We start from the raw sequence: 26,268 nt of genomic DNA, 5'->3' as shown, positions 1-26,268 counted from the left end.
CCTCGTTGTTTTCTGACTATTCCCTCATCCCCAACCCTTCTCCCGCGAGGGGAGAAGGGAGCAAACCCACCATGGCGGGTGTCCACTATCGCTAGTTCAACTCCGTGGGGTCGATATCCAGGCTCCAGCGCACTTTTTTGGTTTCGGGCCAGCCGTCCAGCTCCTTGACCGCCCAGTCCAGCAGTTGGGAGAGCGGGGCCCGGTTTGGCCCCTGCACCAGCAACTGCATGCGGAACTTGCCCGCCTTGCGCTCCATGAAGCCGCTGATGGGCCCCAGCACCTGTACCTGGGGGTAGCGGGCACTGCGCAGGGTGTCGGCGAGGCGGCCGAGGAACAGCTGCACCTCGTCGCGGCCGTTGGCCTCGGCCCGGAACAGCCCCTGGTAACTGAAGGGGGGCAGCCCCAGCAGGCTACGCTCCTTGAGCGCCGTGTCGGCGAAGTGGCCATAGCCGTTCTGAGTCAGATCCTGCAGCAGGGCGTGTTCCGGGTGGTGGCTCTGCAGCACCACCAGACCCGGCTTGCTGGCGCGCCCGGCGCGACCCGCCACCTGGGTGTAGAGCTGGGCCAGCTTCTCGGCGGCGCGAAAATCGGCGGAAAACAGGGCCCCATCCACATCCAGCAGGCCCACCAGGGTCACATCCGGGAAGTGGTGTCCCTTGGCCAGCATCTGGGTGCCGATGAGGATCTTGTACTTGCCCGCCTTGATGTCGCCGAGATGGGTCTCCAGCTCCCCCTTGCGGCGGGTGTTGTCCCGGTCGATTCTCACCACAGGATATTGCGGGAAAACGGTGGTCAGCAGTTGTTCCAGCTGCTCCGTGCCCACGCCGGAGCCGATCAGTTCGCTGCTGCCGCACTCCGGGCAGTGGTGGGGCAGGGGCCGCACGCTGTCGCAGTGGTGGCAGTGCAGCCGTCGTCCGGCCTGATGCCAGGTGTACCAGGCGTCGCAGCGCTCGCAGGCGGCGCTCCAGCCGCACTGGTGGCAGATGAGGGCCGGTGCATAGCCGCGCCGGTTGAGAAACAGCATCACCTGATTGCCCGCGGCCAGGTGTTCCGCCATCAGCTGCTCCAGCTGGGGGGAGAGACCGGCCTGCAGCCGCACGTTCTTGATGTCCAGGATCACCTGGCGGGCGGTCTGGGCATTGCCGGCCCGCCGCGTCAGGTGCAGGTGGTGATACTTGCCGCTGCGGGCGTTGTGCAGGGTCTCCAGAGAGGGGGTGGCCGAGCCCAGCAGTATGGGGATGCCGGCACGATGGGCCCGCATCACCGCGAGATCCCGGGCGTGGTAGCGGAAGCCGTCCTGCTGCTTGAAGGAGCCATCGTGCTCCTCGTCGATGATGATGATGCCGAGACCCTTGAACGGGGTGAACACGGCGGAGCGGGTGCCGATGAGGATGGCGGCGCCGCCATCGCGGCAGGCGAGCCAGGCATCGAGCCGCTCCCTGTCGTTCATGGCAGAGTTCATGGCCACCACCGGCACCTGGAAGCGGCGCCGGAAGCGGTTGATGGTCTGGGGGGTGAGGCCGATTTCCGGCACCATCACCAGGGCCTGCTTGCCCGCCTTGAGCAGGGGCTCGAGGATGCTCAAGTACACCTCCGTCTTGCCCGAGCCCGTGATGCCGTCCAGCAGGAAGGCGCCGAATTTGTCGCTCTGGCTGGTGACGGCGGCCACCGCCAGCGCCTGCTCGCCGTTGAGGCGCAAGCCTTCCCCCGTATCGAAGCGGGTCGCCCAGTCCCCTTGCACGCTCGGCTCCAGGCTGCGCTTCTCCAGCAAGCCTTTCTTCTCAAGGGCGGTGAGGGTCGCGCTCGAAATCTCTTCCAGCTTGAGGGCGGAGGGGGTCTGGGGGCCCTTGCGCAGGAAGGCGAGGGCCTGCTGCTGTTTGGCGGCGCGCTTGAGTTCGTTGAGATCGAGCGCCGTGCCCGCCTCGGTGGCAAACCAGAACTCCAGCTCCCGATAGGCGGCGGGCTCCCCCTTGCGCACCAGCACCGGCAGGGCGTGGGGCAGCACTTCCCCCAGCGGATGCTGGTAGTAATTCGCACTCCAGGCCATCAGCGCCAGTATGTCCGGGCCGAGCACGGGTTCGGCATCCAGCACTCGCTTCAGGGGCTTCAACTTGTTGCGCGGCACCTGGCTCTCGGTGGGGTGGGCCACCACCAGGCCGACCAGGGTCTGGGGGCCGAAGGGGATCTCGACCCGGCAACCGGGGGCAGGCAAGGGCAGGGGGGAGAGATAGTCGAAATGACGGCGCAAGGGCACCGGCACAGCGACACGAACCAGATCCAGGGTTTGGGAAGAATTCACCAGAGATTGCCTATTTTTTCTGCGAAGCCACTTGCCTGAACTCAGGCATTTCCTATATTATTCGCAGCCTTTGAAACTGTGTTCAACAATCGTGTGGTGTCCGACAAGAGATCGGATGGCGACACGGCCTATTATCGAGGTTGTCCATGAAAGCTGGTATCCATCCTGACTACGTAGCCATCACCGCCAAGTGCTCTTGCGGTAACGTCATCAACACCTTCTCTACCCTGGGTAAAGATCTGAACCTGGACGTGTGCTCCGAGTGCCACCCGTTCTATACCGGCAAGCAGAAAGAAGTTTCTAGCGGCGGCCGCGTAGACAAGTTCAACAAGCGTTTCGGTGCGATGACCACCAAGAAGTAATCATACTTCTAAAGCATTCTGAAAAAGGCGCCCAATGGGTGCCTTTTTTGTTGCCCGGCGTTCTGTATTGCCCCGCTTTGCCCTATGGTGGACGTTCCCTTCTCCGTGTGCCGTGAAGGGGTGGCCAATGGGAAATAGGGAGTGTGTACATGCGTGACTGTCTGGTGATGGGAGCTGCGGGTTACCGTATGGATTCTTACCTGGTGCCCGGTTTGCCGGTAGTGGGTTTCTAATGCTTGGCTCGAATAAAACAGGGAAAATACCGATGAGAAACTGTCTGGTGATGGGGGCGGCGGGTTATATAGGTTCCTACCTGGTGCCTCACCTGCAGGGGTTGGGTTATCGGGTGATCGCCGGGGCGCGGCGCCCCTGCCGCCTGCCACAGGGGGTGGAGTTTCGCCTCGCCGACAGCCTCAAACCCATCACCCTGCTGCCCGCTCTGGCCGGGATCGATACCGTCTTCTACCTGGTGCATGCCATGGGGGCCGGCGCCGGTTTTCACCGGCTGGAGCAGCAGGGGGTGAAGAACTTCGCCGCCGCCGCCCGCGCCGCCGGGGTGCGGCGCATCATCTACCTCGGTGCCATCCAGCCCGAGCCCTGCAACAGCCGTCACCTCAACTCCCGCCGTCACTGTGGTGAACTGTTTCGCGAGGCGGGGGTGCCCACGGTGGAGTTGCGGGCCGGCATCATCATAGGCCCGGGCTCGGCGGCCTTTGAGGTGATGCGGGATCTGGTGTTCAACCTGCCCATGATGGTGACGCCCAAGTGGGTGCGCTCCCGCACGCCGCCGATTGCGCTGTCCAACCTGCTGCACTATCTGGCGGGGCTGGTGGAGGCCGACGGGGTGGATGGTCAGGTGTTCAACGCCGCCGGCCCCGAGCTGCTCAGCTACCAGCAGCAGTTGCAGAAGTTTGCCGTCCACATCGGCAAGCGCTGCCCCATCGTTCCCATCCCCTTCCTGAGTCCGCGCCTGTCGGCCTGGTGGTTGCAGTTCGCGACCTCGGTGCCCCAACCCATCGCCAAGGCGCTGGTGGGGGGGCTCAAGCACGACATTCCGGCGGATGACGGCCCGCTGCGTGCCTTGCTGCCCCAGCATCTGCTCAGCTTCGACGAGGCGCTGAGCGAGAGCCTGGCTCTGGAGCAGAAACTGGGTGCCGAGCAGCAGGGAGAGGAGACGCCGCTCGGCTTGCGCTGGCGCCATCCGGAATACGGCTTCTACGATCGCACCGCGAGCGGGGAGGCGGTGTGTCTCGCCACCCCCGAGGTGGTGTGGCAGGTGTTGCAGCTGCTCGGGGGGGAGCAGCGCTACTTCTACATGAACGAGCTCTGGGCGGTGCGCGAATGGATGGATCACCTGATAGGCGGCCCGGCCCTGACCCGGGGGCGCACCAATCCGGCCCGGTTCGTGAAGGGCGACATGCTGGACTCCTGGCAGATCCTGGGGGTGGACGAGGGGCGCAGGCTGGATCTCTTGTTCAACATGAAGGCCCCCGGGGTGGGGCGGCTCGAATTCAACATACAGCCGCTGGAGTCCGGCCTGACCCGGCTGAGGGTCACGGCCCACTGGCATCCGCAGGGTGCCTGGGGGCTGGCCTACTGGCTCGCCATGCTGCCGTTCCATCTGTTCATATTCCAGGGGATGACGGAGGCGATCGCTCGCCAGGCGGAGGTGCGGGCGGGCATACCCGTGATGGATTGAAACCATATCTATAACTAAATAGGTATGATTGGGTGGTGTGACATGCTGCCAATCTCTTTGTCAGTAGTGAAAGGCGATAGTTTATGCTGTGAAAGCCAGATGGTTTTCTTTATGATCCCGAGCCCTCGTCCCTGGCGAGTCACGCACCACTCAATTCACTTCCGTATCGGGGTCCCCCATGTCCGATCTGCGTCAACAAGCGCTCGATTATCACGCCCAACCCATTCCCGGCAAGATTGCCATCGCCCTCACCAAGCCCGCCGAGACCGCCCGCGATCTGGCGCTGGCCTACAGTCCTGGGGTGGCCGAGCCGGTGCGCGAGATAGCCGCGGATCCGGACAACGCCTACCGCTATACCGGCAAGGGCAACCTGGTGGCCGTCATCTCCAACGGCACCGCCATTCTGGGGCTGGGCAACCTGGGGCCGCTGGCCTCCAAGCCGGTGATGGAGGGCAAGGCCCTGCTGTTCAAGCGCTTCGCCGGCATCGACGCCATCGATATCGAAGTGAAGCATGAGACCAGCGCCCAGTTCATCGATACGGTGGCCGCCATCGCCGACACCTTCGGCGGCATCAACCTGGAAGACATCAAGGCGCCGGAGTGCTTCGAGATAGAGCAGGCACTGATCGAACGCTGTGACATCCCCGTGTTCCACGATGATCAGCACGGCACCGCCATCGTCACCGCCGCCGGCCTGCTCAACGCCCTGGAAGTGCAGGGCAAGACGCTGGCCACCAGCCGCATCGTCTGCATGGGGGCCGGCGCCGCCGCCACCGCCTGCATGGACTTGCTGATCACCTGTGGCGCCGCGCCGCAGAACATCTTCATGCTGGACCGCCAGGGGGTGATCCACACGGGGCGCACCGATCTGAACCAGTACAAGCAGCGTTTCGCCAACGACACCCCGTTGCGCACCCTGATGGAGGTGATCGAAGGGGCGGACGTGTTCGTCGGCGTCTCCGGCCCTGACGTGCTGCCCGCCGAGGCGGTGGCCCTGATGGCGCCCAACCCGGTGATCTTCGCCTGCTCCAACCCGGATCCCGAGATCAAGCCCGCCCTGGCCCACGCCGTGCGCGCCGATCTCATCATGGGCACCGGTCGCTCCGACTACCCGAACCAGATCAACAACGTCATCTGCTTCCCCTTCATCTTCCGCGGCGCCCTGGACGCCCGCGCCAGCCGCATCAACGATGCCATGAAGGTGGCGGCGGTGGAGGCCATCCGCGCCCTGGCCAAGGAACCCGTGCCCGCCGAGGTGTTGACTGCCGCCGGGGTGAGCGAACTGAGCTTTGGCAAGGATTACGTCATTCCCAAGCCGATGGACGCCCGTCTGCTGCCGCGGGTGGCCCGCGCCGTGGCGCTGGCTGCCGTGACATCCGGGGTGGCCCGCATCGCCCTGCCGGCGGACTACATGCAAGGCTGAGCCCGGGTTTGACGATGAACCGATGAAAACAGAAGGGGCCCCGTGATGGGGCCCCTTTTTCATGGCTGGCGCGGATCAGGCGCTCTTGGGGGTGACCTTCTTGGCGCTGGGCGCCACCTTGGCGTGGGCCGCCTGGTGGTGTTTCTTCACCACCTTGGTCTGGGTGGCGTGAGGGGCGGCGGCCTGGGTCGGAGTGGCGGCCAGGGTGAAGCCGGAGGTCAGGGTGAAGACGGCGGCAAGGCTCAGGGGGATCAGCTTGTTCATATTCACTACCTCGTGGAAGTCATGGAGCGTTTCTCCATGACTTCATTCTGGGGGGAAAGCCGACGGGTTTCAGTGAGCAGTGGGTGACGGCTTGTATCCGTATGTACGACCAGCGGCCCTGTCTGGCGAGGGGCAAAAACAAAGGGGCCCTGTCGGGCCCCTTGGCAGTGAAATCTCAACGCGCTTACTTGGTTTTGGGGGCGACCTTGACGGCCGGCGCCTTGGCGGTCTTGTGATGTTTCTTCACGACCTTGGTCTGGGTAGCCTTGGGAGCGGCACCCTTGGTGGGGGTGGCAGCCATGGTGAAGCCGGAGGTCAGGGCGAAGACAGCGGCCAGGCTCAGGGGGATCAGCTTGTTCATATTCCAGTTCCTCATTCGGGTTGATGTTATGGAGTTCAGCTCCATGACCTTCATCCTAGGGGGATCCGGCCCCGGCTTCAGTGAGTGGCTGGTGACGGCTTGTATCCAAATGTACGGGCAGGGTCAGGCAGAAACGGGCCCCCGTTTCGCCAGGCAGCAGCTGCACCTCGCCGCCGTGGTGACGGGCGATGCTGCGCACGATGGCGAGCCCGAGACCGGCACCGCCGGTACGCCGGTCCCGGCTCTGGTCGAGGCGCACGAAGGGCTCGAAGATCTGGGGGGCCAACGCCGGATCGATGCCGGGGCCGTCGTCGCTCACCGTCAGCAGATAGTGTTCCCCCGCTCGTGCCATGGTCAGGGTCACCCTGTGCTGCGCATGGCGCAGGGCGTTGCCGATGAGATTCTCCAGTGCCCGCGCCAGCAGCCGGGCATCCCCGCGCCAGGGCAGGGGCTCGACGGGGGGCGTGAAGCTGAGGGACTTCTGTGGCTGCAGGGCCTGCCAATCGCTCAGGTGCGCGTCGGCCCAGCGCCCGAGCTCCAGGTCGCTGCACTGCAGCGGCAGTTCGGGTCTATCGAGCCGGGCATAGGTCAGCATCTCCTCGATGAGGGAATCCAGCGCTCCGAGGTCGCGCTCAATCCCCTGTCTGTCCGCCTCTGCGGGTTGCGGCTCCAGCATGGCGAGCCGGTAGCGCAACCTGACGAGGGGGGTGCGCAGCTCGTGGGCGATGGCGTCGGTCAGCTGTTTGCGGCTGGCCAGCATGGCCTGCAACTGCTCGGCCATCAGATCGAAGGTGCGGCCGACCCGGGCCAGGCTGCTGCCGGGGGACAGGCCGGTGCGGCTGGAGAGATCCCCGTCCCCGACGCGGCGGGCGGTCTGTTCGAGTTGTTGCAGGCCGCGCCAATGGGGCCGGAGCCAGAGCAGTATGGGCAGGCCGAGGGAGAGACCGATGAGCAGCAGCAACCCCACATCCACCCAGTGCAGCTCGTGCAGGTAGGAGAGGTAGGGGACGGGGCCGACGATCAGCACCTGATCGGTAGCGGGGATACGCTGCAGGAAGGTGTCGTCCTCCTCGACGATGACGATGTTGCCCGCCGCGAGGAAGGCCTGGTCCTCCCGGGCAAGAGGCTGGCTGCTGAGGGCGCCGATCTGCAGCGGCAGGTTGAGCTGACGGCTCTGCTCCCCCATGCGGGCGGGCCAGTGCTCCGGTGGCAGGCGCGCCAGCTCGCCGGTGAGCAGGCCGAGGGAGCCTTGCATCATGTGTTCGAGATAGCGATCCCCCGCCCGTTCGGCGCTGACCTGATAGACCAGGCCGATCAGCAGAATGGCGAGGCCGAAGCAGCCGATGAGCAACAGGTAGAACTGGATAAACAGGCGGCGCACGATGGCCCTCCTTGCGAGATGATGAGACCCCTATTCCCAGGCCAGGGGTACCGGCAGGCAGCTTTCCTGGCGCATCGTCCCGATTCGGCCGGGGAACATCGCCCGGGATGCGGGTGTGCAGGCGGGCGAATGGGGATTCATTCCCAGGCCTGGGGCACCAGCAGGTAGCCTTTCTGGCGTACTGTCTTGATCCGGCTCGGGTTGTTGGGATCATCGCCCAGCTTGCGGCGCAGGCGGGAGATGGCCACGTCCATGCTGCGATCCTGGCCGTCGTAGTCCCGTCCCCGCAGGCTGCGAAACAGCGCCTCCCGCCCCTGGATGTGGCCGGCGTGGCAGGCGAGCTCCCACAAGAGATCGAAGTCGGCGGTGGAGAGGGGAATGCTGCTGCCATCGAGGCGCACGTCCCGCGCCGGGCCGTCTATCTGCAGACGGCCGAACTGCAGACGCTGGGGCGGCGGGCTGGCCGGGGCGGCCTGCGACGCCTGACCCTGCTGGCGGAACTGGACCCGCAGCCGGGCCAGCAGCACGGAGGGCGGCGTGGTCTTGAGGATGTAGTCGTTGGCACCGAGCTCCAGACTCAGGATCTGGTTCATGTCGCTGTCGAGGGAGGTGAGCATGACGATGGGGCCGGCAAAGCGCGGGCGCAGATCCCGGCACAGGGAGAGGCCATCCTGACCCGGCAGCATGATGTCCAGCAGCACCAGATCCGGCTGTTCGGCCTCGACCCGGGCCAGGGCTTTGTCCCCCCGGGTCTCCAGCAGGACCTCGATATCGTGGCGGCCGAGCCAGCTGCTGATGAGCTGGCCAATCTCGGGATCATCTTCAACAAAGAGAACGCGTGGCATGGTGATATGGCACCCCGGCAATGGCGCGAATGCGCGTCCCGCCAGCATAACGGCTCCCGCCACGACCTGCACAGCGATAAATAATCAGACGGGGCCCTGGGCCCCGTCGTCATGTTGCTTTGAATATTGTTCGGTTTAGCTCGCCTTGCGTTTCAGATAGACCCCGGCTTCCATGTGGTGGGTCCAGGGGAACTGGTCGAACAGGGCGAAGCGGGCGATCTCGTGGGTCTCGCCGAGCACCGCCATGTTGGCCTGCAGGGTCTGTGGGTTGCAGGAGATGTAGAGGATGTTGTCGTACTCCTGCACCAGCTTGACGGTGGCATCATCGAGGCCGGCGCGGGGCGGATCCACGAAGATGGTGTTGCATTGGTAGCTCTGCAAGTCGACGCCCTTGAGGCGATTGAACGCCCGCTCGCCGCGCATCGCCATGGTGAACTCCTCGGCGGACATGCGCAGTATGATGAGGTTGTCCACCCCGTTGGCGGCGATGTTGTACTGGGCGGAGTCCACGCTCGGCTTGGCGATCTCGGTGGCCAGCACCTTGCGGAAGTTCTGGGCCAGGGCGATGGAGAAGTTGCCGTTGCCGCAGTAGAGCTCCAGCAGATCTCCTTCGCTCCCCTTGGTCACGTCCAGCGCCCAGCCCAGCATCTGTTCGTTGATGGCGGCATTGGGCTGGGTGAAGCTGTTCTCCACCTGCTTGTAGATGAGCTCCCGCCCTTGCACGTTGAGTCGCTCGATGACGAACTCCTCCCCCAGACAGATCTTCTGCTTGTGAGCGCGGCCAATCAGTTGCAGATCGAAGCCCTGGGCACGCAGATCAGCCTGCAGGGCCTCGGCGGCCTGCTGCCACTCGGCTTCCAGCTTGCGGTGATAGAGCAGGCTCACACAGATCTGGCCGGACTGGGTGGAGAGGTAGTCAATCTGGAACAGTTTGCGGCGCAGCACCGGGTGCGGACGCAGCCCCTCGACCAGCACCGGCATCAGGCGATTGATGAGCAGGCTGGCGGTGGGGAACTGATCGACCCGGATGATCTCCTTGGTGGCCGGGGCATACATGCAGTGGAAGAGATCATCCCCCTCGTGCCAGATGCGAAACTCGGCGCGCATCCGGTAGTGCTCGGCGGGGGAGGCATGCACTTCCAGGGCCGGCGGGTTGAAGCCGGCGAACAGCTCGGTGAGCCGAGTGTTCTTCTCGTCGAGCTGGGCCTGGTAGTCAGCAGGAGTTCGCTGGGATTGAGTCATGGATACCTCGCATGCGCCGGGCTGAGCCGGGTAAAAACCGGGGGAGGCCGAACAGCCAACCAAAGGGGCAAGATTGTAAAAGGGCGGCGCAGATTCTCCAAACTTTTATGGTCAAGAAGTGTTCACTCGGGCCGATAACCGATTTACCACCATTGGCGGGAGGAAGAGAGATGCAAATTGACGGCGTGGGCGCGGCCCAACCCAAGGGAGCGGGTGCCTCCCCCAAGGCAGTCCAGACCAGCGCGCAGAAACCGGCGCAGGAGGGGGATCAGGTCTCCCTCAATCAGCCACCGAAATGGGCGCAGCGGCTGATCCAGCAGGCGCTGCAGTTCTCCCTGGCGATCAACGGCCAGCATTATCAGGCGCCCAGGAGCCAGGAGTTCAAGCTGGAACCGGTAGAGGAGATTACCCCGGAGACCCTGTTCGACTACCAGTCGGTGGCGGACAACGTGTTGCAGTTCGTCACCGGGCGGTTGGGGGCGGCGCGGGCGGACGGCAAGAGCGACGAGGATCTGGCCGAGATGATGGCCCAGGCCCGCAAGGGGGTCGACATGGGCTTCGGCGGCGCCAGGGAGCAGCTCGGCAGCTGGGCGGACAACGAAGACATCAAGACCGGCATGGATCAGAGTTACAAGCTGATCCAGGAAGGGCTCGAGTCCTTCGAGAAGGAGTTCTTCGGCCAGCTCTCTCCCACCGAGCTCGGGGATGCCGAGATGGCGAGCCGCCGACAGGGGGCCCTCGAGATCGAGACCCGCGACGGGGACAAGGTGATCCTGCGCTTCAGCGACAGCTGGCAGTTCAAGTCCCGCCACGGGGAGGAGGGCAACCAGTTCAGCCTGGCGTCGAGCCAGGGGGTTGATCTGTCGGTGGAAGGGGAGTTCGGTGGCAGCGAGATCGACGCCATCATCAAGCTGGTGAAGGGGCTGGATGATCTGGCCAGCCACTTCTTCAACGGCGATGGCTCCACCCTGGCAGACAAGCTGAGCGGCTTGCCGCTGGATGACAGCCAGCTCGCTGCCTACTCCCTCAAGCTCAGGCAGTCGAGCCGGCTGAGCCAGACCTATCAGGGAGCCCACTCGCTGCAGGAGAGCCTCAAGCCCCTGGCGGACTACCTGCCGAGGCTCAGTCAGTGGCAGCAGCAGGCCGATGCCCTGCTGCCCGCCTCCCAGCAGCAGGCGCTCACCCCGGTCGTGCTGGCGGCGCGGGGCCAGAACGATGCCGCCCTGGGTGCCGGTTTCATGGGCTTCAACCAGCGGATGCTGGAGGCATCGCACCTGCTCGGCCAGCAGATGGCGGCCGGCTAGACGGCGTGGTCGCAGCCCCGCGAGCCGGGGCCGCGTGGATGGTTTGCCAGTCCTGTTTGCTCGGCAGTGGCAGGGCTGGCACACTGCCCTTTTCCCCAAGACAGATGCGGCCATGAACCCCAAGAAGCCAAGAGACAAGCGCGAGCTCTGCTACCCCTTCATCTTCGAGACCCAGTTCCAGTGCGACTACGAGATCGCCACCGACGAGCTCTGCTGCCAGGTGGGAGCCGTGCTCGCCGCGCTGCCTGCCGAGGCCGAGACCCGCGAGATGGCGGCAGATCTGGCGACTCTGCAGCGACTCATCTACAACCTCAACGGCTCGGTGCGCGGCAGGCTCGGCATCTTCGAGGAGGATCTGGTGTGGCTGAAGGGACGTTACGATCACTACAACGAGGCGAGCCGCGGCCGGGTGACCGGCTTCGTGCTGCCCCAGGGGCCCCAGCCCATCCCCACCCTGCACCTGTGCCGCTGCGGCAGCAAGAAGGTGGTGCGGTTGCTGGTGCGCCTCGAGGAGAGCGGGGTGCGTTTCGATCCCATCCTCTACCGCTTCGCCAACCTGCTGGCGAACTTCTTCTTTGTGCTGACCGTCTTCCTCAAGCTGCACTGGGATGTGCCGGAAGTGCCCTATGTTAGCATCAACTACTGACTAATCTGGCCATTAAAGGATTTTCATTATGCTGGTTTGTGCAGGGCAGTGTGATGACGCAGTAAAGTGATGAAATGGCAGCGTTATCCACTGATGGCGATGCCAGATAAAAAAACCGGAGCCCAGGCTCCGGTTTTTTTATGGTCGCGGCACTCAGCTCGACAGCAGCACCCTGGCCGAGTTGGCCGGGATGGTGAGCTGCACCTCCCCATGCACCACCTCGAACTTGTCGCCGTTGAAGGCGTCGGTGAAGCGGCTCGCCGGGCTCGCAGTCTGCCACAGAGGCAGGCTGATGGTGCGCGGCTCCGTGGGGTGGCGGTTGCAGGCGACGACGACCTGGTCGCTTTGCAGGGTGCGGGCGAACACATAGCTGTGGGGGCCGGCGTAGAGGGTCTGGATGTCCCCCCGGCGCAGGGCCGGACGCTGGCGGCGCAGCTGGATCAGGCGGCGGTAGTGATCGTGCAGCACGTGATCCCAGTTCGTGGTCTCCCAGGGGAAGCAGCGGCGGCAGTCCGGATCGTTGCCGCCGGAGAGCCCCACCTCGTCACCGTAGTAGATGGAGGGCACGCCGATGTAGGTGATGAGCAGGGTGGCGGCGAGGCGCATGCGCTGCTTGTCCTCCCCCAGCAGGTGCAGGAAGCGGGCGGTGTCGTGGCTGTCCAGCAGGTTGAACTGGGCCAGCTGGTTCTTGAACGGGATATGGGCCCGCGCCAGCTTGAGCCAGCGATCCAGCTCTTCGGCGCTGATCTTGATGGGGTGATAGGCGATGTCTTGCCCCGCCAGGAAGGCGCGGATGGGGTGGGCGAAGCCGTAGTAGTTCATGGCGCCGTCCTCCTGATCCCCCTGCAGCCACTGGCTCGCCTCGAAGAAGTGTTCGCCGAGCACGTAGGCGTCCGGGTTCTCCTGCTTCACGGCGCCGCGAATGGCGCGCACATGGCCGCTGTTGCCGATAGCCGAGCCCCGCTCCCCCAGCATGTGGATGACGTCGAAGCGCCAGCCGTCGATCTGATACGGCGCCCTCATCCAGTAGCGCAGAATGGCGTTGTCGGCACGGTAGACAGCGTCTTGCACCTGCTCGCTGGAGAAATCCAGCTTGGGCAAGCTGCGAATGCCCTTCCAGCTGACATAATCCCCTTCCTTGTCGAAGGTGTAGAAGCTGCGCCAGGGGGAGTCCGGATTGCTCTGGGCACCCAGCGGCGGGCAGAACCAGGGGTGTTCGGTGGAGGTGTGGTTGACCACGGCATCCAGGATGATCTTCATGCCACGCTGGTGCAGGTTGCGGGTCAGCTCGGCGAACTGTTCGTTGGTGCCGAGGTGGGCGTCCACCTTGAAGTAGTCCTGGGTGTCGTACTTGTGGTTGCTCGGCGAGTCGAAGATGGGGTTGAGGTAGAGCGCCGTGATGCCGAGGGATTGCAGGTAGTGCAGCTTGGCGTCGATCCCCGCCAGATCCCCGCCGTAGAACTCGCAGGCACCGTGCCCTTCCTCGTGGCGGCTGACCGGCTCGCCCCAGGCCTTGCTGATGACCGCCTTGCCCTTGTACTCGTATTCGTGATGACGAACGCTCAAGGACGGATCGCCGTTGCAGAAGCGGTCGGGGAAGATCTGGTAGAACACCTGATCCTGTACCCAGGTCGGCGGCTGATGGCGGCTGTTGAAGCGAAAATGCTGCTCCCGCGGCGGCATGGCGGCACTGACGCCGGCCCCGTGCAGCCACCACTGCTCTTCGTCCGTGATGCACTTGAAGCAGTAGAGGTGGATCTCCTGACCCCGGATGAGGGGCAGCTCGACCTGCCACACCTGCAGCCTGTCCCGGGTGGAAACGGGGCGCATGGCCAGCAGGTACTCTTCGTTGTCCGGTTCGTGGCGCAGCCACACCTCCCGGATAGGCGCGTCCAGCTCGCTGAACAGGGTGAGTTGCAGGGCGTCGGCACTCTCTTTGAACCAGGGTGCCACCTGGGGGTGAAACAGGAAGGGATGGGTCATGGTCTCTACTGCGTCAAAGGTCGGCCAGGGCAATATTACCCCGTTCGTTTTCTTGTGTATGTGCGGGTTGACCAGAATGGGACGCGGATCCTGCCCGTTCTGGCCACGCCGGTGTGAGTCTACTGGGTGAGCAGATCGGCAAGGGCATTGCCCTGCTCATGGAGCTGTTCGAGCTGGGAACCCAGGGTGGCGGGATCCAGTCCCAGTTCGTCCGCCAGTGGCTTGGGGAAGCGGCTGATGATGGCCTGAGCCGGTACCCCGGCATGCCAGGCGAAGGAGACGAAGACGGCGAGGCGGATCAGCACCGCCTCCTTGCTGACCGGCCGATAGGAGAGGGGATCCAGCTGCTGGGCAATGGCATCGACGAAGGATTCCGCCAGGTTCCAGCGCCGCGCCAGCTCGGCGCCGAGCTGGGCATAGTCGTATCCCAGCATCTCCCGCTGGGCATCGACCCGGCTGCTGCCCTTCTCCATGGCCAGATTGATGAGCTCGGCCTCTTCCGGCAGGGTGCTCTGGATCAGCAGTTCGCCGATGTTGTGGATGAGGGCGCAGGTGAAGGCAGTCTCCGCATCCACCACCCGGGTCTGCTGGGCCAGGGTGCGGGCGATGGTGGCGACCTGGAAGGTCTGGGTCCAGAAGTGGTGCTTGTCGAAACTGGGGGGAGCCTTGAAGCTGCTGATGATGCCGGAGGCCACCACCACGGAACGCAACCGGTTGAAGCCAAGCCGGATCACCGCCTGCTCGATGGAGGTGACCTCGTTGCCCCGGCGCAGGGCGGCTGAATTGGCCATGCGCAGCACCTTGACGCTGATCACCTGGTCCATGGCGATCTTGGCCGCGATCTCGTCGATGCGCGCATTCTCGTCGCTGAAGCTCTGCATCAGCTCGTGCAGCAGCTTGGGAATAGTGGGCAGTTGTTTGATCTTGTCAAACAGGCGATCCATCGACATGGCTGAGGCAGCCTCCATTGCGAACAGTGCCTCATATTGTGCCACAGCCTGGTCAGTTGTTCCTGTGAGGGGCTCAGATTTCGTGAGTGCGAAAGGCGGTTAGAACACCCAGTCCCGCAGCTTGTATTCCAAACGGTGCCGTTTCCCCTGCAGGATCAGAGCCTCCTGAGAACCGTCCAGGGTTGCCCCTTCCATCAGGGTGGCGAGGACGGCCTGCTCGATCAGATCGAGCTGGGGCTGGCAGGCCATGGCGGTGCTGCCGAGGCTGCTGACCCAGAACCTGTTGCCTTCGAGGTTGCCCTGGCCAAAGTAGCGGTTGCAACCGGCGATGCCGTTGACGGTGAAGTGCTCGCCAATCTCGATGTCGGGACGGTTGTCCGGGCCGCTGGCAACGGGTTGACCATCCAGCCTGTCGAGCACCCAGTGATGGTGCTGCAAGTCTTGCTGGGCGAAGCGAGGCGTACTGCTGCAGGCGCTGAGCAGGAGCAGGGCGAGCAGGAGTAACAACATTCTGGGCATTGCTGGGGCTCCGGTGATGGGAGTGACAAGCATACCTGCACCCCGGGCCCCGGGGCAGGGCGGGCAGGGGGAGCACCGACCGCTTCTGTCGCCCCCTGTACGGGAGGGGTGTCGGTAAATGGCAACACCCGCCCCGGCCGAGCCTCGTCGGATGAAAAAGGGGCCACAATGTGGCCCCTTTTGTTCTCATGTCGCGCTTAGGCGCTGGCGAACAGCCGCTCGGCGTAACGGGCCAGGCCAGATGCCACCGAGCCGAAGTCATCACCCCCTTCCAGCGGGGTCTCGGGAAGCTTGTGGCGGATGAATGCCTTGATGAGGGGCGACTTGGCGCTGCCGCCGGTGATGAAGATCCGGTCCGGTTGCACGCCGGCGGCGGTGATGGCCTCATCCATCAGCTCACCGATCTTCTCCAGCAGTGGGGCAGAGGCAGAGGCCAGCTGATCACGGCTGAGTTCCGCCGCCAACCCTTTCTCCAGCTCGCTCAGGGATTGCTGATTGAGCTCGTGGTCGGAGAGGGCGATCTTACCCTGCTCGGCACGCCACACCAGCTGGTGGCTCAGCTTGTGGGCCCGCAGGCTGGCGAGACGGGTGAGCTTGGTGCCGGGCTGGCTGTCGAGCTGCAGGTCTTGGAGCTGGCGAGCGGTATCCAGGCTGTAGAATCGACTCTGGGCGCTGACGTCGTTGATGGCGGCCGCGTCCCAGAACAGCGGGTGGGGCAGGGGCTTGCCAGTCTTGAGGGTCTCGTGCATGCCGAGCAGCGGCATCATGCCCTCCACCGTCAGCCGGATGTCGAAGTCGTTGCCGCCGATGCGCTGGCCACTGTGGCTGAGCAGATCGCCGCTGCGATCCAGCCGATCGCGATGGCTCGGGCCCATGCGCAGCATGGAGCAGTCGGTGGTACCGCCGCCGATGTCCACCACCAGCACCACGGCATCCTCGTCGAGGCGGGCCTCGAATTCGAAACCGGCCGCCACCGGTTCATAGAGGAACTCCACCTGCTCGAACCCGGCGAGGCGGGCCGCCTCGGTCAGGATGGCGATGGCCTGGCGGTTGCTCTCCTCCCCCGCCAGCCCCTGGAAGTTGACCGGACGGCCGATGACGGCGCTGCGCACCGGCTGGCCCAGCTGCTGCTCCGCCTCTTCGCGCACCTGCAGCATCATGGCGCAGACGATGTCCTCGAACAGGGCGATCTGGGGGGCCTTGAGGCCGTAGGCGCCGAGGAAGGATTTCGGCGACTTGATGTAGTAGCCGTCGTCTGGCTCCTCCAGGTAGCGCTCGAGGGCCGCGTTGCCGAAGCTGAGCTCGTCGATCAGGCCCTCTTCGCGCATCTGGCGACGCACCGCCTGGGCCCGGGTGACCACGGGGCCGCGCAGCTTGAGATATTCGCTCTGCCGGGCAGGGGTCAGCCGCTCCGCCAAGAGGCCTGCGATGGCATCTCTGTGGGGGGCATGCAGGGTGGAGGGGAGGTAGCGGGAGCCTGACAGGGTCAGCAGCCGGGGGCTGCCTTGCTCCATCACGGCAACGGCGCAGTTGGAGGTACCGTAATCAAATCCGATAAACATGGGCGGCCAGGCTCCTGTTCAAAAAAGGGCTGGTAGCCTACCCGAAGGCGCCGGGTCTCACAACCCGGCGCGGCTGAATGGCGGGTGGTTTATTCCACCTCGTTGTCGCAGTGGCCCTGGCGCTCGATGGCCTGGATGTTGCTGAGGGTGGTGTCGGCGATGGCGTGCAGCGCCTCCCGGGTCAGGAAGGCCTGGTGGCCGGTGAACAGCACGTTGTGGCAGGCGGACAGACGGCGGAAGACGTCGTCGGTGATCACCTCATTGGACTTGTCGGAGAAGAAGAGATCTTCCTCCTCCTCGTAGACGTCCAGCCCCAGGGCGCCGATGCGGGCGGTCTTGAGGGCCTCGATGGCGGCGTTGGAGTCGAGCAGGCCGCCGCGGCTGGTGTTGATGATCATCACCCCGTCCTTCATCTTGGCGAAGGCCTCCTTGTTCAGCAGGTGGTAGTTCTCCTTGAACAGGGGGCAGTGCAGGCTGATGACGTCGGACTGGCGGAACAGGGTGTCGAGATCCACGTACTCGGCGCCGAGATCGATGGCCGCCTGGTTTGGATAGGGATCGCTCACCAGCAGGCGCATGCCGAAGCCCTTGAGGATGCGCAGGGTGGCGATGCCGATCTTGCCGGTGCCGAGGATGCCGGCGGTGCGGCCGTGCATGTTGAAGCCCACCAGCCCTTCCAGGGAGAAGTTGGCGTCGCGGGTACGCTGATAGGCCTTATGGATGCGACGGTTGAGGGTCATCATGAGGCCGACCGCGTGCTCGGCCACCGCCTCCGGGGAGTAGGCGGGCACGCGCACCACTTTCAGCCCCAGCTCCTTGGCGGCGACCAGATCCACGTTGTTGTAACCGGCGCAGCGCAAGGCGATCACTTTGGTGCCGTTGGCGGCCAGATCGGTCAGCACCTCCCGGTCGGCATCGTCGTTGACGAACAGGCAGACCACGGGGAAGTGGTGGGCAAGACGGGCGGTCTTGGCCTCCAGCCGCACGTCGAAGAACTCCAGCTCGAAGCCGTACTGGCTGTTGGCCTGATGGAAGTGTTCCTTGTCATAGCTCTTGGTACTGAAAACGGCGACTTTCATGGTGCGCTCTCCGCAGATATCGATGTGGTTAAATTACAACAACCGTCGGCCTTCATCACGGGATAAATCGTGGGGAATTAGCCCCAGGGCATGATGGGAACCGCGCTCACCGCACTCTTGTAAGAACCATCCACTAGCTTGGTGCTGTAAGTCAGATAAACCAGGGCGTTGCGTTTTTCGTCGTAAAAGCGCACCACTTTCTGCTCCTTGAACACCAGGGAGGTGTTGACGTCGAACACCTCCTCCCCGGCTTTCAGCTTGGCGGGCAGGGTGATGGGGCCTGTCTGGTGGCAGGAGAGAGACGCGTGAGAGGGATCTTCCGCCAGCCCGAGCCCGCCCTTGACGCCCCCGGTCTTGGGCCGCGCCAGATAGCAGGCGATGCCGGCAATCTTGGGGTCGTCGAATGCCTCGATCACTATCTTGTGATTGGGGCCCACCAGCTTGAAGGCGGTGCTCACCTCGCCGATGGGGTCGGCCTTGTCCGCGAGGGCGGGACCGGTGATCAGCAGGGTCAGCAGCAGGGACAGGATGCGGTAGGACATGTGATTTCTCCTGGCCTCAATAGGGGAGGCCCAAGCGGCGATAGAGGCTGGCCAGCACCCAGGCGGGGCCGATCAGCAGAAATTGCAGGTCGGCGAGGAAGGAGGGTCGCTTGCCCTCGATCTGATGGCCGACAAACTGGGCGACCCAGAGTACCACGAAGCCGATGAGCGCCGGCAGCAAAAGAGGCCCTTGCCACCACTGGCAGGCCAGCAGGCCGAGGCCGGTGAGGGCCGCCATGCCGAAGAACAACGGAAGTGAGAGACGCAGGTAGAACAGCAGCACCGGGATGGCCGCCACCATGGCCCAGTTGATACCTGATGGCAGAGGCCCATTGGGCAGGCACCAGAGCAGGGCCAGCCCGCACAGATAGATGCCGGGCACCGCCACCTTGTGGATGGCGATGTTGACCGGATGGCGGTGGCTCTGACCGTAGTCGCTGAACCATTGTTCGAGTCGTTTCATGGCACCTCCCTGGTGCTGTAGTGACGCGGGTCTGCCATCCATCCTGGATGGCTCTGGTTTCCTGAGCCGCCCCGAGCCCGGGTGTGCGGCAGAGGGCGGTCATGGCTGTCAGGGTGCGGGCGAAGGTGACTGCACCGGTGGATAATCCCAGTACTGGGCCGGAATGCTTCGAAGCAGCGGCGTCATGTCCGGGTTGGTCAGAGGGATGGTGAGGCGACCCTCCAGGTTCGCGCTGGCCAGGGCCTCGCGGATCTTGGGATTCTCGCGGAAGAACTTCATGAAGCTGCCATCGGCATAGGCGCGCTCGAGGCCGGTCTGGATCGCCTTGGCCAGTTTGGGGCTCTCTGGACTGACGAAGAAGAATTCGGCGAAGGGGTAGCGCAGCAGCAGGTGTTGCTCGACGGCGAGGTTGGGGTACTGGGCGCTCAGTTCGGCCCGCTCGGCGAAGATCTCCACCACGTTGCGGGGGAAGAAATCGAGCTTGTCACCGTCATTGATGAGGCGGAACAGGTTGTTGTAGCGACCGGCATAGGTGGGGATCCCCGCCAGTTCCAGGATCTTGTTGTCGGCCCAGCCGACCCCCTGCGCCGCCTTCAGCTTCTTGAGGTCGGTGAGGCTGTTGACCTGGTTGAACTTCTCCTGGGCATCGGCGTGGATGAAGGAGAGCCGCAACCCCTCCAGCCCGCGAAACAGCGGGATGGGGACCGGAATGAGGGAGGATTCGAGGGCACTGGAGGTTCCCATCCAGTACACATTGATGTTTTTGCCCTTGCTGAGTTCCTGCTGCAGGCTGAATTGGTTGAGATTGAGCTCGACCTGCTCAAGTTTGAACGGCTGGTCGGCACGGGTGAGCGCCAGCTCCAGCAGCTTGAGCTGATAGTCGTTATCGAGTTGATTGACGGGCCGGCTGGGGACCTTGACGGTGAGGGTCTGTGCTTGTGCCAGCAGTGGCAGGCACAAACACAGCCTGATGAGCCATTTCACTCTCTGCGCTCCTGTGAGATTCCAAGACTTGCCCGGAGTCTAACAGAACTTGCCACGCTCTGGCTGTGATGCCGTGAGTGAACCGCTGGCGCCGCCCGCATCCTGATACGCCTGCATGCACACCGGTCGCTCGGCGTCTTGGCGATGCAGGGATGCTCTGGGCGGCATCAGGCCGAGTCAGGCGACCCGGCGGAACACGTGGGTATCGTTGAATTCCTTGGTGCTCTGACACTCGACGCAGAAGCGGGATTCAGGACGAGCCTGCAACCGCTTCAGGGAGATCTCGTCACCGCAGGATTCGCAGTAGCCAAAGTCCCCTTCGTTGATGCGTTTCAACGCCCCTTTCAGTTTACGCAGGTGCAACTTGTCGTGCTCGATGCGGTTCAGCTCCAGACGGCGGGCCTCCTCGACGCTGGCACGGTCAATTTCATCGGCCATCTCGTTGGTATCGGTGGCGATGGCCTGGCTGGCTTGAGAGTTGAGACGCTCCTCGAGCTCGATGATTTGGCGCTCGATCTGACCCTTGTAGAAGGTCAGCTGGTCTTCAGTCATGAAATCACACATATGGTTTTCTACCAGTCAGTTTCCCAATTTTTCCCATTTATGGGGGCTGTCTGTCTGCAGACCAAGCCCTTGTATCCCGTTTTGCACCAATTCCATGCAGGAGAGTGCAAATCAGGGCGGGCCTTGTACCAAAAAAATGCAGGCATGCAAAGTAAATCGGATAAAGAGTGTGCGTCCCTACAAAGAAATGGTCCTCATCTGACAAGGTATGACTGAGAAGCCGGGCTGTAGCGGCGGTCGTTGGCATCGCCTTTGCAGTAAGCTGATCGCGACACAAGGTGTTTAGTATTTGGTGTCGACATGGTCATTATATAGGCCATTGTTTATAGTTTTTTAAACACCATCGCTTGACAAAGGGCTTTGTCACGGGCTTTTATGGTGTTGCTGATTACATTTTCTTAACAAGGGTGTTCCTTATATTAGACACCCTTGCCAATGGCAACCGTAGAGTCGGGGTTTAACATGGACAGTATCAAGGGCTGGATGGAGAGCAATCGCATCACCGAGGTGGAGTGTTTGTTTCCGGATTTCACCGGCAATGCCCGAGGCAAGATCATCCCAGCCAACAAATTTCTGCGCGAAGGGGGCATGCGGCTACCCGAGGTCATCTTCACCCAGACGGTGACCGGGGAGTATCCGGATGACGACAGCATGATTGACCCGCTGGAGCGGGACATGCAGCTCTACCCCGATCCCAATACCATTCGTTTCGTGCCCTGGGCCCTTGAGCCGACTGCTCAGGTGATCCACGACTGTTTCGACATCAATGGCAAGCTCATCGACATCGCGCCGCGCTCCGTGCTGCGCCGGGTCCTGTCATTCTATGAGAAGCAGGGCTGGAAGCCGGTGGTCGCTCCCGAGCTCGAATTCTACCTGGTCAAGCGCAACGAAGACCCCGACTATCCCCTGGTACCGCCGGTGGGCCGCAATGGTCGTCCGGAAACGGCCCGCCAGTCCTTCAGCATCGATGCGGTCAACGAATTCGATCCCATCTTCGAGGACATGTACGACTACTGCGAGGCCCAGGAGCTGGAGGTGGACACCCTGATCCACGAGTCCGGTGCCGCCCAGATGGAGATCAACTTCCTGCACGGCGATGCCATCGACCTCGCCGACCAGGTGTTCCTGTTCAAGCGCACCATGCGGGAAGCCGCCCATCGCCATGGCATCTATGCCACCTTCATGGCCAAGCCCATGAGCGACGAACCGGGCTCCGCCATGCACATCCACCAGAGCCTGGAGGACATGGACGGTCACAACCTGTTCGGTACCAGCGAGGGGGGCAACTCCGCCCTGTTCATGCACTTCATCGCCGGTCTGCAGAAATACACCCCGGCGGTGACCGCGCTGCTGGCGCCGAACGTCAACTCCTACCGCCGTCTCACCTTCGGTGAGAGCGCCCCGCGCAACGTGCAGTGGGGAGTGGAGAACCGGACCTGCGGCCTGCGGGTACCCTTCTCCGAGCCGAGCGCGCGACGGGTGGAGAACCGCTTCGCCGGGGCGGACGCCAACCCCTATCTGGCGCTGGCGGCCACCCTGGCTTGCGGCTACCTCGGCATGCTGGAGAAGCTCGAGCCCATGCAGGAGATGAAGGCGAGTGCCTATGACCTGCCCTACAGCCTGCCCCGCTCCCTGGAGGAATCCCTGAGCCATCTGGAGCAGTGCGAGCCCATCAAGGACATGCTGGGGGAGCGTTTCATCCGCGCCTTCGTCGCGGTCAAACGCAAGGAGTACGAGACCTACTTCGGGGTGATCAGCCGCTGGGAACGGGAATTCCTGTTGCTGAACGTGTGACCCCGCCTCAGGGGAAGCCGGCGCCGGCTTCCCCTGTCAATCACCAGCCGTCAAGGCTGACGCCGTGACCCGTGTGCGAAAGCGCCATCGCCCCGTCACAGCAGCACAATAATATATCGCTTCAGAATGATGGAACCGGGGTGCCGTCAGCGCAGCCGAGCGCCTGTGCTTTGCTGCCCACCTCATTGATCCATAACGAACATCGTCTAAATCGCTAAATCGAAGGAACCGAGGAGCAAGCAATGCAGCACAGTACCCGTGAGTGGCAACAACTGGACGCCAGCCACCATCTGCACCCCTTTACCGATTTTCAGGCCCTGAACAAGAAGGGCAGTCGCATCATCACCAAGGCTGAGGGGGTCTATCTGGAAGACTCCGACGGGCGCCGCATCCTGGACGGGATGGCGGGCCTGTGGTGCGTCAACATGGGCTATGGCCGCCAGGAGCTGGTGGATGCCGCCACCCGGCAGATGCAGCAACTGCCCTATTACAACCTCTTCTTCCAGACCAGCCATCCGCCCGCAGCCGAGCTGGCGACCCTGCTGGCCGAGGTGGCCCCGGCCCATCTCAACCACGTCTTCTTCACCGGCTCGGGTTCCGAATGCAACGATACCGTGCTGCGCATGGTGCGCCATTACTGGGCCAGCAAGGGCCAGCCGGACAAGCAGGTGATCATCAGCCGCCACAATGCCTACCACGGCTCCACCGTGGCCGGTGCCAGCCTCGGCGGCATGAAGGGCATGCATGCCCAGGGCGGCCTGCCCATCCCCGGCATAGTCCACATCGATCAGCCCTATCACTTCGGTGAGGGGGAGGGGATGAGTGCCGAGGCATTCGGATTGGAGCGTGCCGGCCAGCTGGAGAAGAAGATCCTCGAACTGGGCGTGGACAAGGTGGCCGCCTTCATCGGTGAGCCCATCCAGGGCGCCGGTGGTGTCATCATCCCCCCCGCCAGCTACTGGCCCGAGATCCAGCGCATTTGCGACAAGTACGGCATCCTGCTCATCGCGGACGAGGTGATCTGCGGCTTCGGGCGCACCGGTCACTGGTTTGCGAGCGAAGGCTTTGGCATCAAACCGGACCTGATGTGTCTGGCCAAGGGCATCACCTCGGGCTATCTGCCGATGGGTGCCGTGATGGTGGGAGACAGGGTCGCCAAGGTACTGGTGGAAGAAGGGGGAGAGTTCAATCACGGCTTCACCTACTCCGGTCATCCGGTGGCCTGTGCCGTGGCCATTGCCAATATCCAGCTTATGCAAAGTGAGAGCATAGTTAAGCGCGTTCATGATAACATCGGCCCCTATTTGCAGCGCCGCTGGAGCGAGTTGGCCGATCACCCGCTGGTGGGGGAAACCCGTGGCAAGGGTCTGGTCGCCGCGTTGGAAATAGTGCAGGACAAACAGACGAAACGCCGTTTCCCGGCTGAGCTTCAAGCCGGGATGACCTGTCGGGAGTTCTGCTTTAACAATGGCTTGGTGATGAGGGCGGTCGGCGATACCATGATCATATCGCCCCCCTTGGTGATCACCGAGGAACAGGTGGATGAATTGGTCAAACTGGCCAGGATCAGTCTGGATCTGACAGCGGCAAAGCTGCGGGAATAGGCTGTGACCGGGCAGATTGGCTTACGCATACAATTTGCTTAGGAGACAAGGACTATGTCTTTTAAAAAGGGAATGATGGCTGCTTCCGTGGCGCTGGTCATGATGAGTACCGGGGCGATGGCCGACGAGAAGGTGCTGCACGTCTACAACTGGAGCGATTACATCGCGCCGACGACGCTGGAAGATTTCCAGAAAGAGACGGGCATCAAGGTGATCTATGACGTGTTCGACAGCAACGAGGTGCTGGAAGCCAAGTTGCTGGCGGGCAGTTCAGGTTATGACATCGTGGTGCCGTCGAACCCCTTCCTGGCCAAGCAGATCAAGGCAGGCGTCTTCCAGAAACTGGACAAGTCCAAACTCTCCAACTGGAAAAACCTGGATACCGCGTTGCTGAAGGCGCTCGAGCCGAGCGACCCGGGTAACCAGTACTCCATCCCTTACCTGTGGGGCACCATCGGTTACGCCTACAACCCAGAGAAGGTGAAAGCCGTACTGGGTGCGGATGCGCCGGTGGACTCCTGGGATCTGGTGTTCAAGCCGGAAAACATGGCCAAGTTGAAGGAGTGCGGTGTCTCCTTCCTCGACTCACCGACCGAAATGCTGCCAGCCGCCCTGCAATACCTGGGCTTCAAGCCGGATAGCCAGAAGCCGGACGAGTTGAAGAAGGCTGAGGAGCTGTTCCTCTCCATCCGTCCCTATACCGCCTATTTCCACTCCTCCAAGTACATTTCGGATCTAGCCAACGGCAACCTGTGCGTGGCGGTCGGTTACTCCGGTGACTTGCAGCAGTCCAAGTCCCGGGCGATTGAGGCCAAGAACGGCGTCAATCTGACCTATGTGATCCCAAAAGAGGGGGCAGGCAGCTTCTTCGACATGCTGGCTATTCCGGCAGATGCGAAGAACGTGGAATCGGCCCATGTGTTCCTGAACTATCTGATGCAGCCCGAGGTGATCGCCAAGATCTCCGACGCGGTCAGCTACCCGAGCGGGAACAAGGCGTCCGTGCCGCTGGTGTCCGAAGCGATCCGCAACGATCCGGGCATCTACCCGAGCGAGGCGACCCTGGCGAAGATCTACACCTTCCCGGATCTGCCGGCCAAGGTGCAGCGTCTGATGACCCGCAGCTGGACCAAGATCAAATCAGGTAAGTAAGTGACGAGTACCCCTCCCGGTCCGCAGTTCGGCCGGGAGGGTGGTGACCCACCCGACAGGTTGGACGGCGCGTAAGGATGCGCGACGGATAAATCACACAATGAGAGGACTGAACAAGTGCACATGACCAAGATAGCGACGCTGGCCCTGACCCTGGGGTTTGCAAATCTGGCCCAGGCAGCCCCTGTGGTTCATTTTTACAACTGGTCCGACTATATCGGCGAGACCACCCTCAGTGACTTCCAGCAGAAGACCGGGATCAAGACCGTCTATGACGTGTTTGACTCCAACGAGACGCTGGAAGGCAAGCTGCTGACCGGCCGTACCGGTTACGATCTGGTCGTGCCCTCCAACAATTTCCTGGCCAAGCAGATCAAGGCGGGGGCATTCCAGAAACTGGATCCCGCCCTGCTGCCCAATATGGTCAATCTGGATCCCCTGCTGCTCAAGCAGCTCGACAAGGTGGATCCGGGTCATCAGTACGCCGTGCCCTACCTGTGGGGTACCAACGGCATCGGCTACAACGTCGAGAAGGTCAAAGCCGTGCTGGGGATCGACAAGATCGACTCCTGGGCGACCATCTTCGAGCCGGAAAACATGAAGAAGCTGTCCAGTTGCGGCGTCGCCTTCCTCGACTCGGCGGACGAGATGATCCCGGCGGCCCTCAACTATCTGGGGCTCAACCCCAACAGCCATGATTCGGCTGACATCAAGCGGGCCGAGGCGCAACTGCTGAAGGTGCGCCCTTATATCGCTTACTTCCACTCCTCCAAGTACATCGCGGATCTCGCCAACGGCGACATCTGCGTGGCCGCCGGCTTCTCCGGTGACATCTTGCAGGCGGCGGCCCGTGCCAAGGAAGCGGGCAAGGGGATCAATATCGCCTACAGCATTCCGAAAGAAGGCGGCAATCTCTGGTTCGACATGATGGCTATCCCGGCGGATGCCACCAATGTCAAAGAAGCCCATGCCCTGATCAACTACATTCTCGATCCGCAGGTGATCGCCAAGGTGAGCGACTACGTGGGGTATGCCAACCCCAACACCAAGGCGGGCGAGTACATGGACAAGCAGGTGCGTGATGATGAGTCAGTCTATCCCCCCCAGGCGGTGCTGGAGCGGTTGTATGTGCAGGAAGCCCATCCCCGTTCAGTGCAGCGCCTGATCACCCGGAGTTGGACCAAGATCAAGTCCGGAACCTAACCTTGGCGCCCATCCCGGGGCGCCAGATTGTATTGATGGATCG

General features: G+C 63.0%; 24 protein-coding genes. 9 read left to right on the top strand and 15 right to left on the bottom strand.

The features are described from left to right. Window positions 1–91 precede the first annotated feature (91 nt). Window positions 92–2,299, bottom strand: coding sequence for a primosomal protein N' (gene priA, locus VZC39_RS20160; RefSeq protein ID WP_434664710.1), 2,208 nt, complete (start codon window positions 2,297–2,299; stop codon window positions 92–94). 146 nt (window positions 2,300–2,445) lie between these two features. On the opposite strand from priA, the gene rpmE reads away from it, so the two are divergent. From rpmE to VZC39_RS20145, 3 genes are all read left to right on the top strand, one after another. Then, on the top strand, window positions 2,446–2,661 hold the full coding sequence (rpmE, locus tag VZC39_RS20155; protein WP_016352348.1) for a 50S ribosomal protein L31: 216 nt from the start codon (window positions 2,446–2,448) through the stop codon (window positions 2,659–2,661). A 265-nt stretch (window positions 2,662–2,926) separates the two neighbouring features. After that, window positions 2,927–4,360: a DUF2867 domain-containing protein gene (locus tag VZC39_RS20150; RefSeq protein ID WP_434664708.1), complete on the top strand. Its 1,434-nt coding sequence runs from the start codon at window positions 2,927–2,929 to the stop codon at window positions 4,358–4,360. A gap of 178 nt (window positions 4,361–4,538) precedes the next feature. Further along, window positions 4,539–5,783, top strand: a complete 1,245-nt coding sequence (locus VZC39_RS20145; RefSeq protein WP_434664706.1) for a malic enzyme-like NAD(P)-binding protein — start codon at window positions 4,539–4,541, stop codon at window positions 5,781–5,783. A 75-nt stretch (window positions 5,784–5,858) separates the two neighbouring features. Here VZC39_RS20145 and VZC39_RS20140 read toward each other — a convergent pair whose 3' ends face one another. The 5 genes from VZC39_RS20140 to trmA form a co-directional block, all read right to left on the bottom strand. Beyond that, window positions 5,859–6,047 (bottom strand): hypothetical protein, encoded by a 189-nt coding sequence (locus VZC39_RS20140; RefSeq protein ID WP_434664704.1) that lies wholly within the window; start codon window positions 6,045–6,047, stop codon window positions 5,859–5,861. Window positions 6,048–6,231: 184 nt separating this feature from the next. Beyond that, a complete protein-coding gene (locus VZC39_RS20135; protein WP_349920267.1) occupies window positions 6,232–6,408 on the bottom strand; it encodes a hypothetical protein in 177 nt (58 codons plus the stop codon). A 55-nt stretch (window positions 6,409–6,463) separates the two neighbouring features. Further along, on the bottom strand, window positions 6,464–7,789 hold the full coding sequence (gene rstB / locus VZC39_RS20130; RefSeq protein ID WP_349920265.1) for a two-component system sensor histidine kinase RstB: 1,326 nt from the start codon (window positions 7,787–7,789) through the stop codon (window positions 6,464–6,466). Window positions 7,790–7,926: 137 nt separating this feature from the next. After that, window positions 7,927–8,634, bottom strand: coding sequence for a two-component system response regulator RstA (rstA, locus tag VZC39_RS20125; RefSeq protein WP_349920264.1), 708 nt, complete (start codon window positions 8,632–8,634; stop codon window positions 7,927–7,929). A 135-nt stretch (window positions 8,635–8,769) separates the two neighbouring features. Continuing rightward, on the bottom strand, window positions 8,770–9,876 hold the full coding sequence (gene trmA, locus VZC39_RS20120) for a tRNA (uridine(54)-C5)-methyltransferase TrmA (protein ID WP_434664702.1): 1,107 nt from the start codon (window positions 9,874–9,876) through the stop codon (window positions 8,770–8,772). Window positions 9,877–10,046: 170 nt separating this feature from the next. On the opposite strand from trmA, the gene VZC39_RS20115 reads away from it, so the two are divergent. Together VZC39_RS20115 and VZC39_RS20110 are read left to right on the top strand one after the other, a co-directional pair. Further along, window positions 10,047–11,180, top strand: a complete 1,134-nt coding sequence (locus VZC39_RS20115; RefSeq protein ID WP_349920262.1) for a DUF5610 domain-containing protein — start codon at window positions 10,047–10,049, stop codon at window positions 11,178–11,180. Between the two features lie 112 nt (window positions 11,181–11,292). Beyond that, window positions 11,293–11,826, top strand: a complete 534-nt coding sequence (locus VZC39_RS20110) for an ATP--cob(I)alamin adenosyltransferase (RefSeq protein WP_434664701.1) — start codon at window positions 11,293–11,295, stop codon at window positions 11,824–11,826. A gap of 153 nt (window positions 11,827–11,979) precedes the next feature. Here VZC39_RS20110 and malZ read toward each other — a convergent pair whose 3' ends face one another. From malZ to VZC39_RS20065, 9 genes are all read right to left on the bottom strand, one after another. Continuing rightward, a complete protein-coding gene (malZ, locus tag VZC39_RS20105) occupies window positions 11,980–13,809 on the bottom strand; it encodes a maltodextrin glucosidase (RefSeq protein ID WP_434664699.1) in 1,830 nt (609 codons plus the stop codon). A 119-nt stretch (window positions 13,810–13,928) separates the two neighbouring features. Further along, window positions 13,929–14,777, bottom strand: a complete 849-nt coding sequence (locus VZC39_RS20100) for an HDOD domain-containing protein (RefSeq protein ID WP_434664697.1) — start codon at window positions 14,775–14,777, stop codon at window positions 13,929–13,931. Between the two features lie 81 nt (window positions 14,778–14,858). After that, the gene (locus VZC39_RS20095) at window positions 14,859–15,278 is read right to left on the bottom strand and encodes an META domain-containing protein (RefSeq protein WP_434664695.1); all 420 of its coding nucleotides are present in this window, start codon (window positions 15,276–15,278) and stop codon (window positions 14,859–14,861) included. A 197-nt stretch (window positions 15,279–15,475) separates the two neighbouring features. Further along, window positions 15,476–16,840: a molecular chaperone gene (gene yegD, locus VZC39_RS20090; RefSeq protein WP_434664693.1), complete on the bottom strand. Its 1,365-nt coding sequence runs from the start codon at window positions 16,838–16,840 to the stop codon at window positions 15,476–15,478. Window positions 16,841–16,929: 89 nt separating this feature from the next. Next, window positions 16,930–17,919, bottom strand: coding sequence for a 2-hydroxyacid dehydrogenase (locus tag VZC39_RS20085; RefSeq protein WP_434664692.1), 990 nt, complete (start codon window positions 17,917–17,919; stop codon window positions 16,930–16,932). Window positions 17,920–17,996: 77 nt separating this feature from the next. After that, window positions 17,997–18,461, bottom strand: a complete 465-nt coding sequence (locus VZC39_RS20080; RefSeq protein ID WP_349920247.1) for a CreA family protein — start codon at window positions 18,459–18,461, stop codon at window positions 17,997–17,999. A 16-nt stretch (window positions 18,462–18,477) separates the two neighbouring features. Beyond that, window positions 18,478–18,924 (bottom strand): DUF962 domain-containing protein, encoded by a 447-nt coding sequence (locus VZC39_RS20075; RefSeq protein ID WP_434664690.1) that lies wholly within the window; start codon window positions 18,922–18,924, stop codon window positions 18,478–18,480. 108 nt (window positions 18,925–19,032) lie between these two features. Beyond that, window positions 19,033–19,908: a hypothetical protein gene (locus VZC39_RS20070; protein WP_434664688.1), complete on the bottom strand. Its 876-nt coding sequence runs from the start codon at window positions 19,906–19,908 to the stop codon at window positions 19,033–19,035. Window positions 19,909–20,085: 177 nt separating this feature from the next. Further along, window positions 20,086–20,472, bottom strand: a complete 387-nt coding sequence (locus tag VZC39_RS20065) for a TraR/DksA family transcriptional regulator (protein WP_349920241.1) — start codon at window positions 20,470–20,472, stop codon at window positions 20,086–20,088. A gap of 462 nt (window positions 20,473–20,934) precedes the next feature. Here VZC39_RS20065 and VZC39_RS20060 point away from each other — a divergent pair, with 462 nt between their 5' ends. From VZC39_RS20060 to VZC39_RS20045, 4 genes are all read left to right on the top strand, one after another. Further along, on the top strand, window positions 20,935–22,266 hold the full coding sequence (locus tag VZC39_RS20060; protein WP_349920239.1) for a glutamine synthetase family protein: 1,332 nt from the start codon (window positions 20,935–20,937) through the stop codon (window positions 22,264–22,266). A 242-nt stretch (window positions 22,267–22,508) separates the two neighbouring features. After that, window positions 22,509–23,870: an aspartate aminotransferase family protein gene (locus VZC39_RS20055; protein WP_349920237.1), complete on the top strand. Its 1,362-nt coding sequence runs from the start codon at window positions 22,509–22,511 to the stop codon at window positions 23,868–23,870. A 54-nt stretch (window positions 23,871–23,924) separates the two neighbouring features. Then, a complete protein-coding gene (locus tag VZC39_RS20050; protein ID WP_349920235.1) occupies window positions 23,925–25,022 on the top strand; it encodes an extracellular solute-binding protein in 1,098 nt (365 codons plus the stop codon). Window positions 25,023–25,145: 123 nt separating this feature from the next. Next, window positions 25,146–26,225 carry a polyamine ABC transporter substrate-binding protein gene (locus tag VZC39_RS20045; protein WP_434476164.1) on the top strand — a complete coding sequence of 360 codons (1,080 nt, stop codon included), beginning with the start codon at window positions 25,146–25,148 and terminating at the stop codon, window positions 26,223–26,225. The last annotated feature ends 43 nt before the right edge of the window (window positions 26,226–26,268 follow it).

It is taken from the genome of Aeromonas sp. NJAU223, from assembly GCF_051125555.1.
GTDB classification, from domain to species: Bacteria; Pseudomonadota; Gammaproteobacteria; order Enterobacterales; family Aeromonadaceae; genus Aeromonas; species Aeromonas veronii_G.
This window is presented reverse-complemented; position numbering and strand designations above follow the sequence as displayed.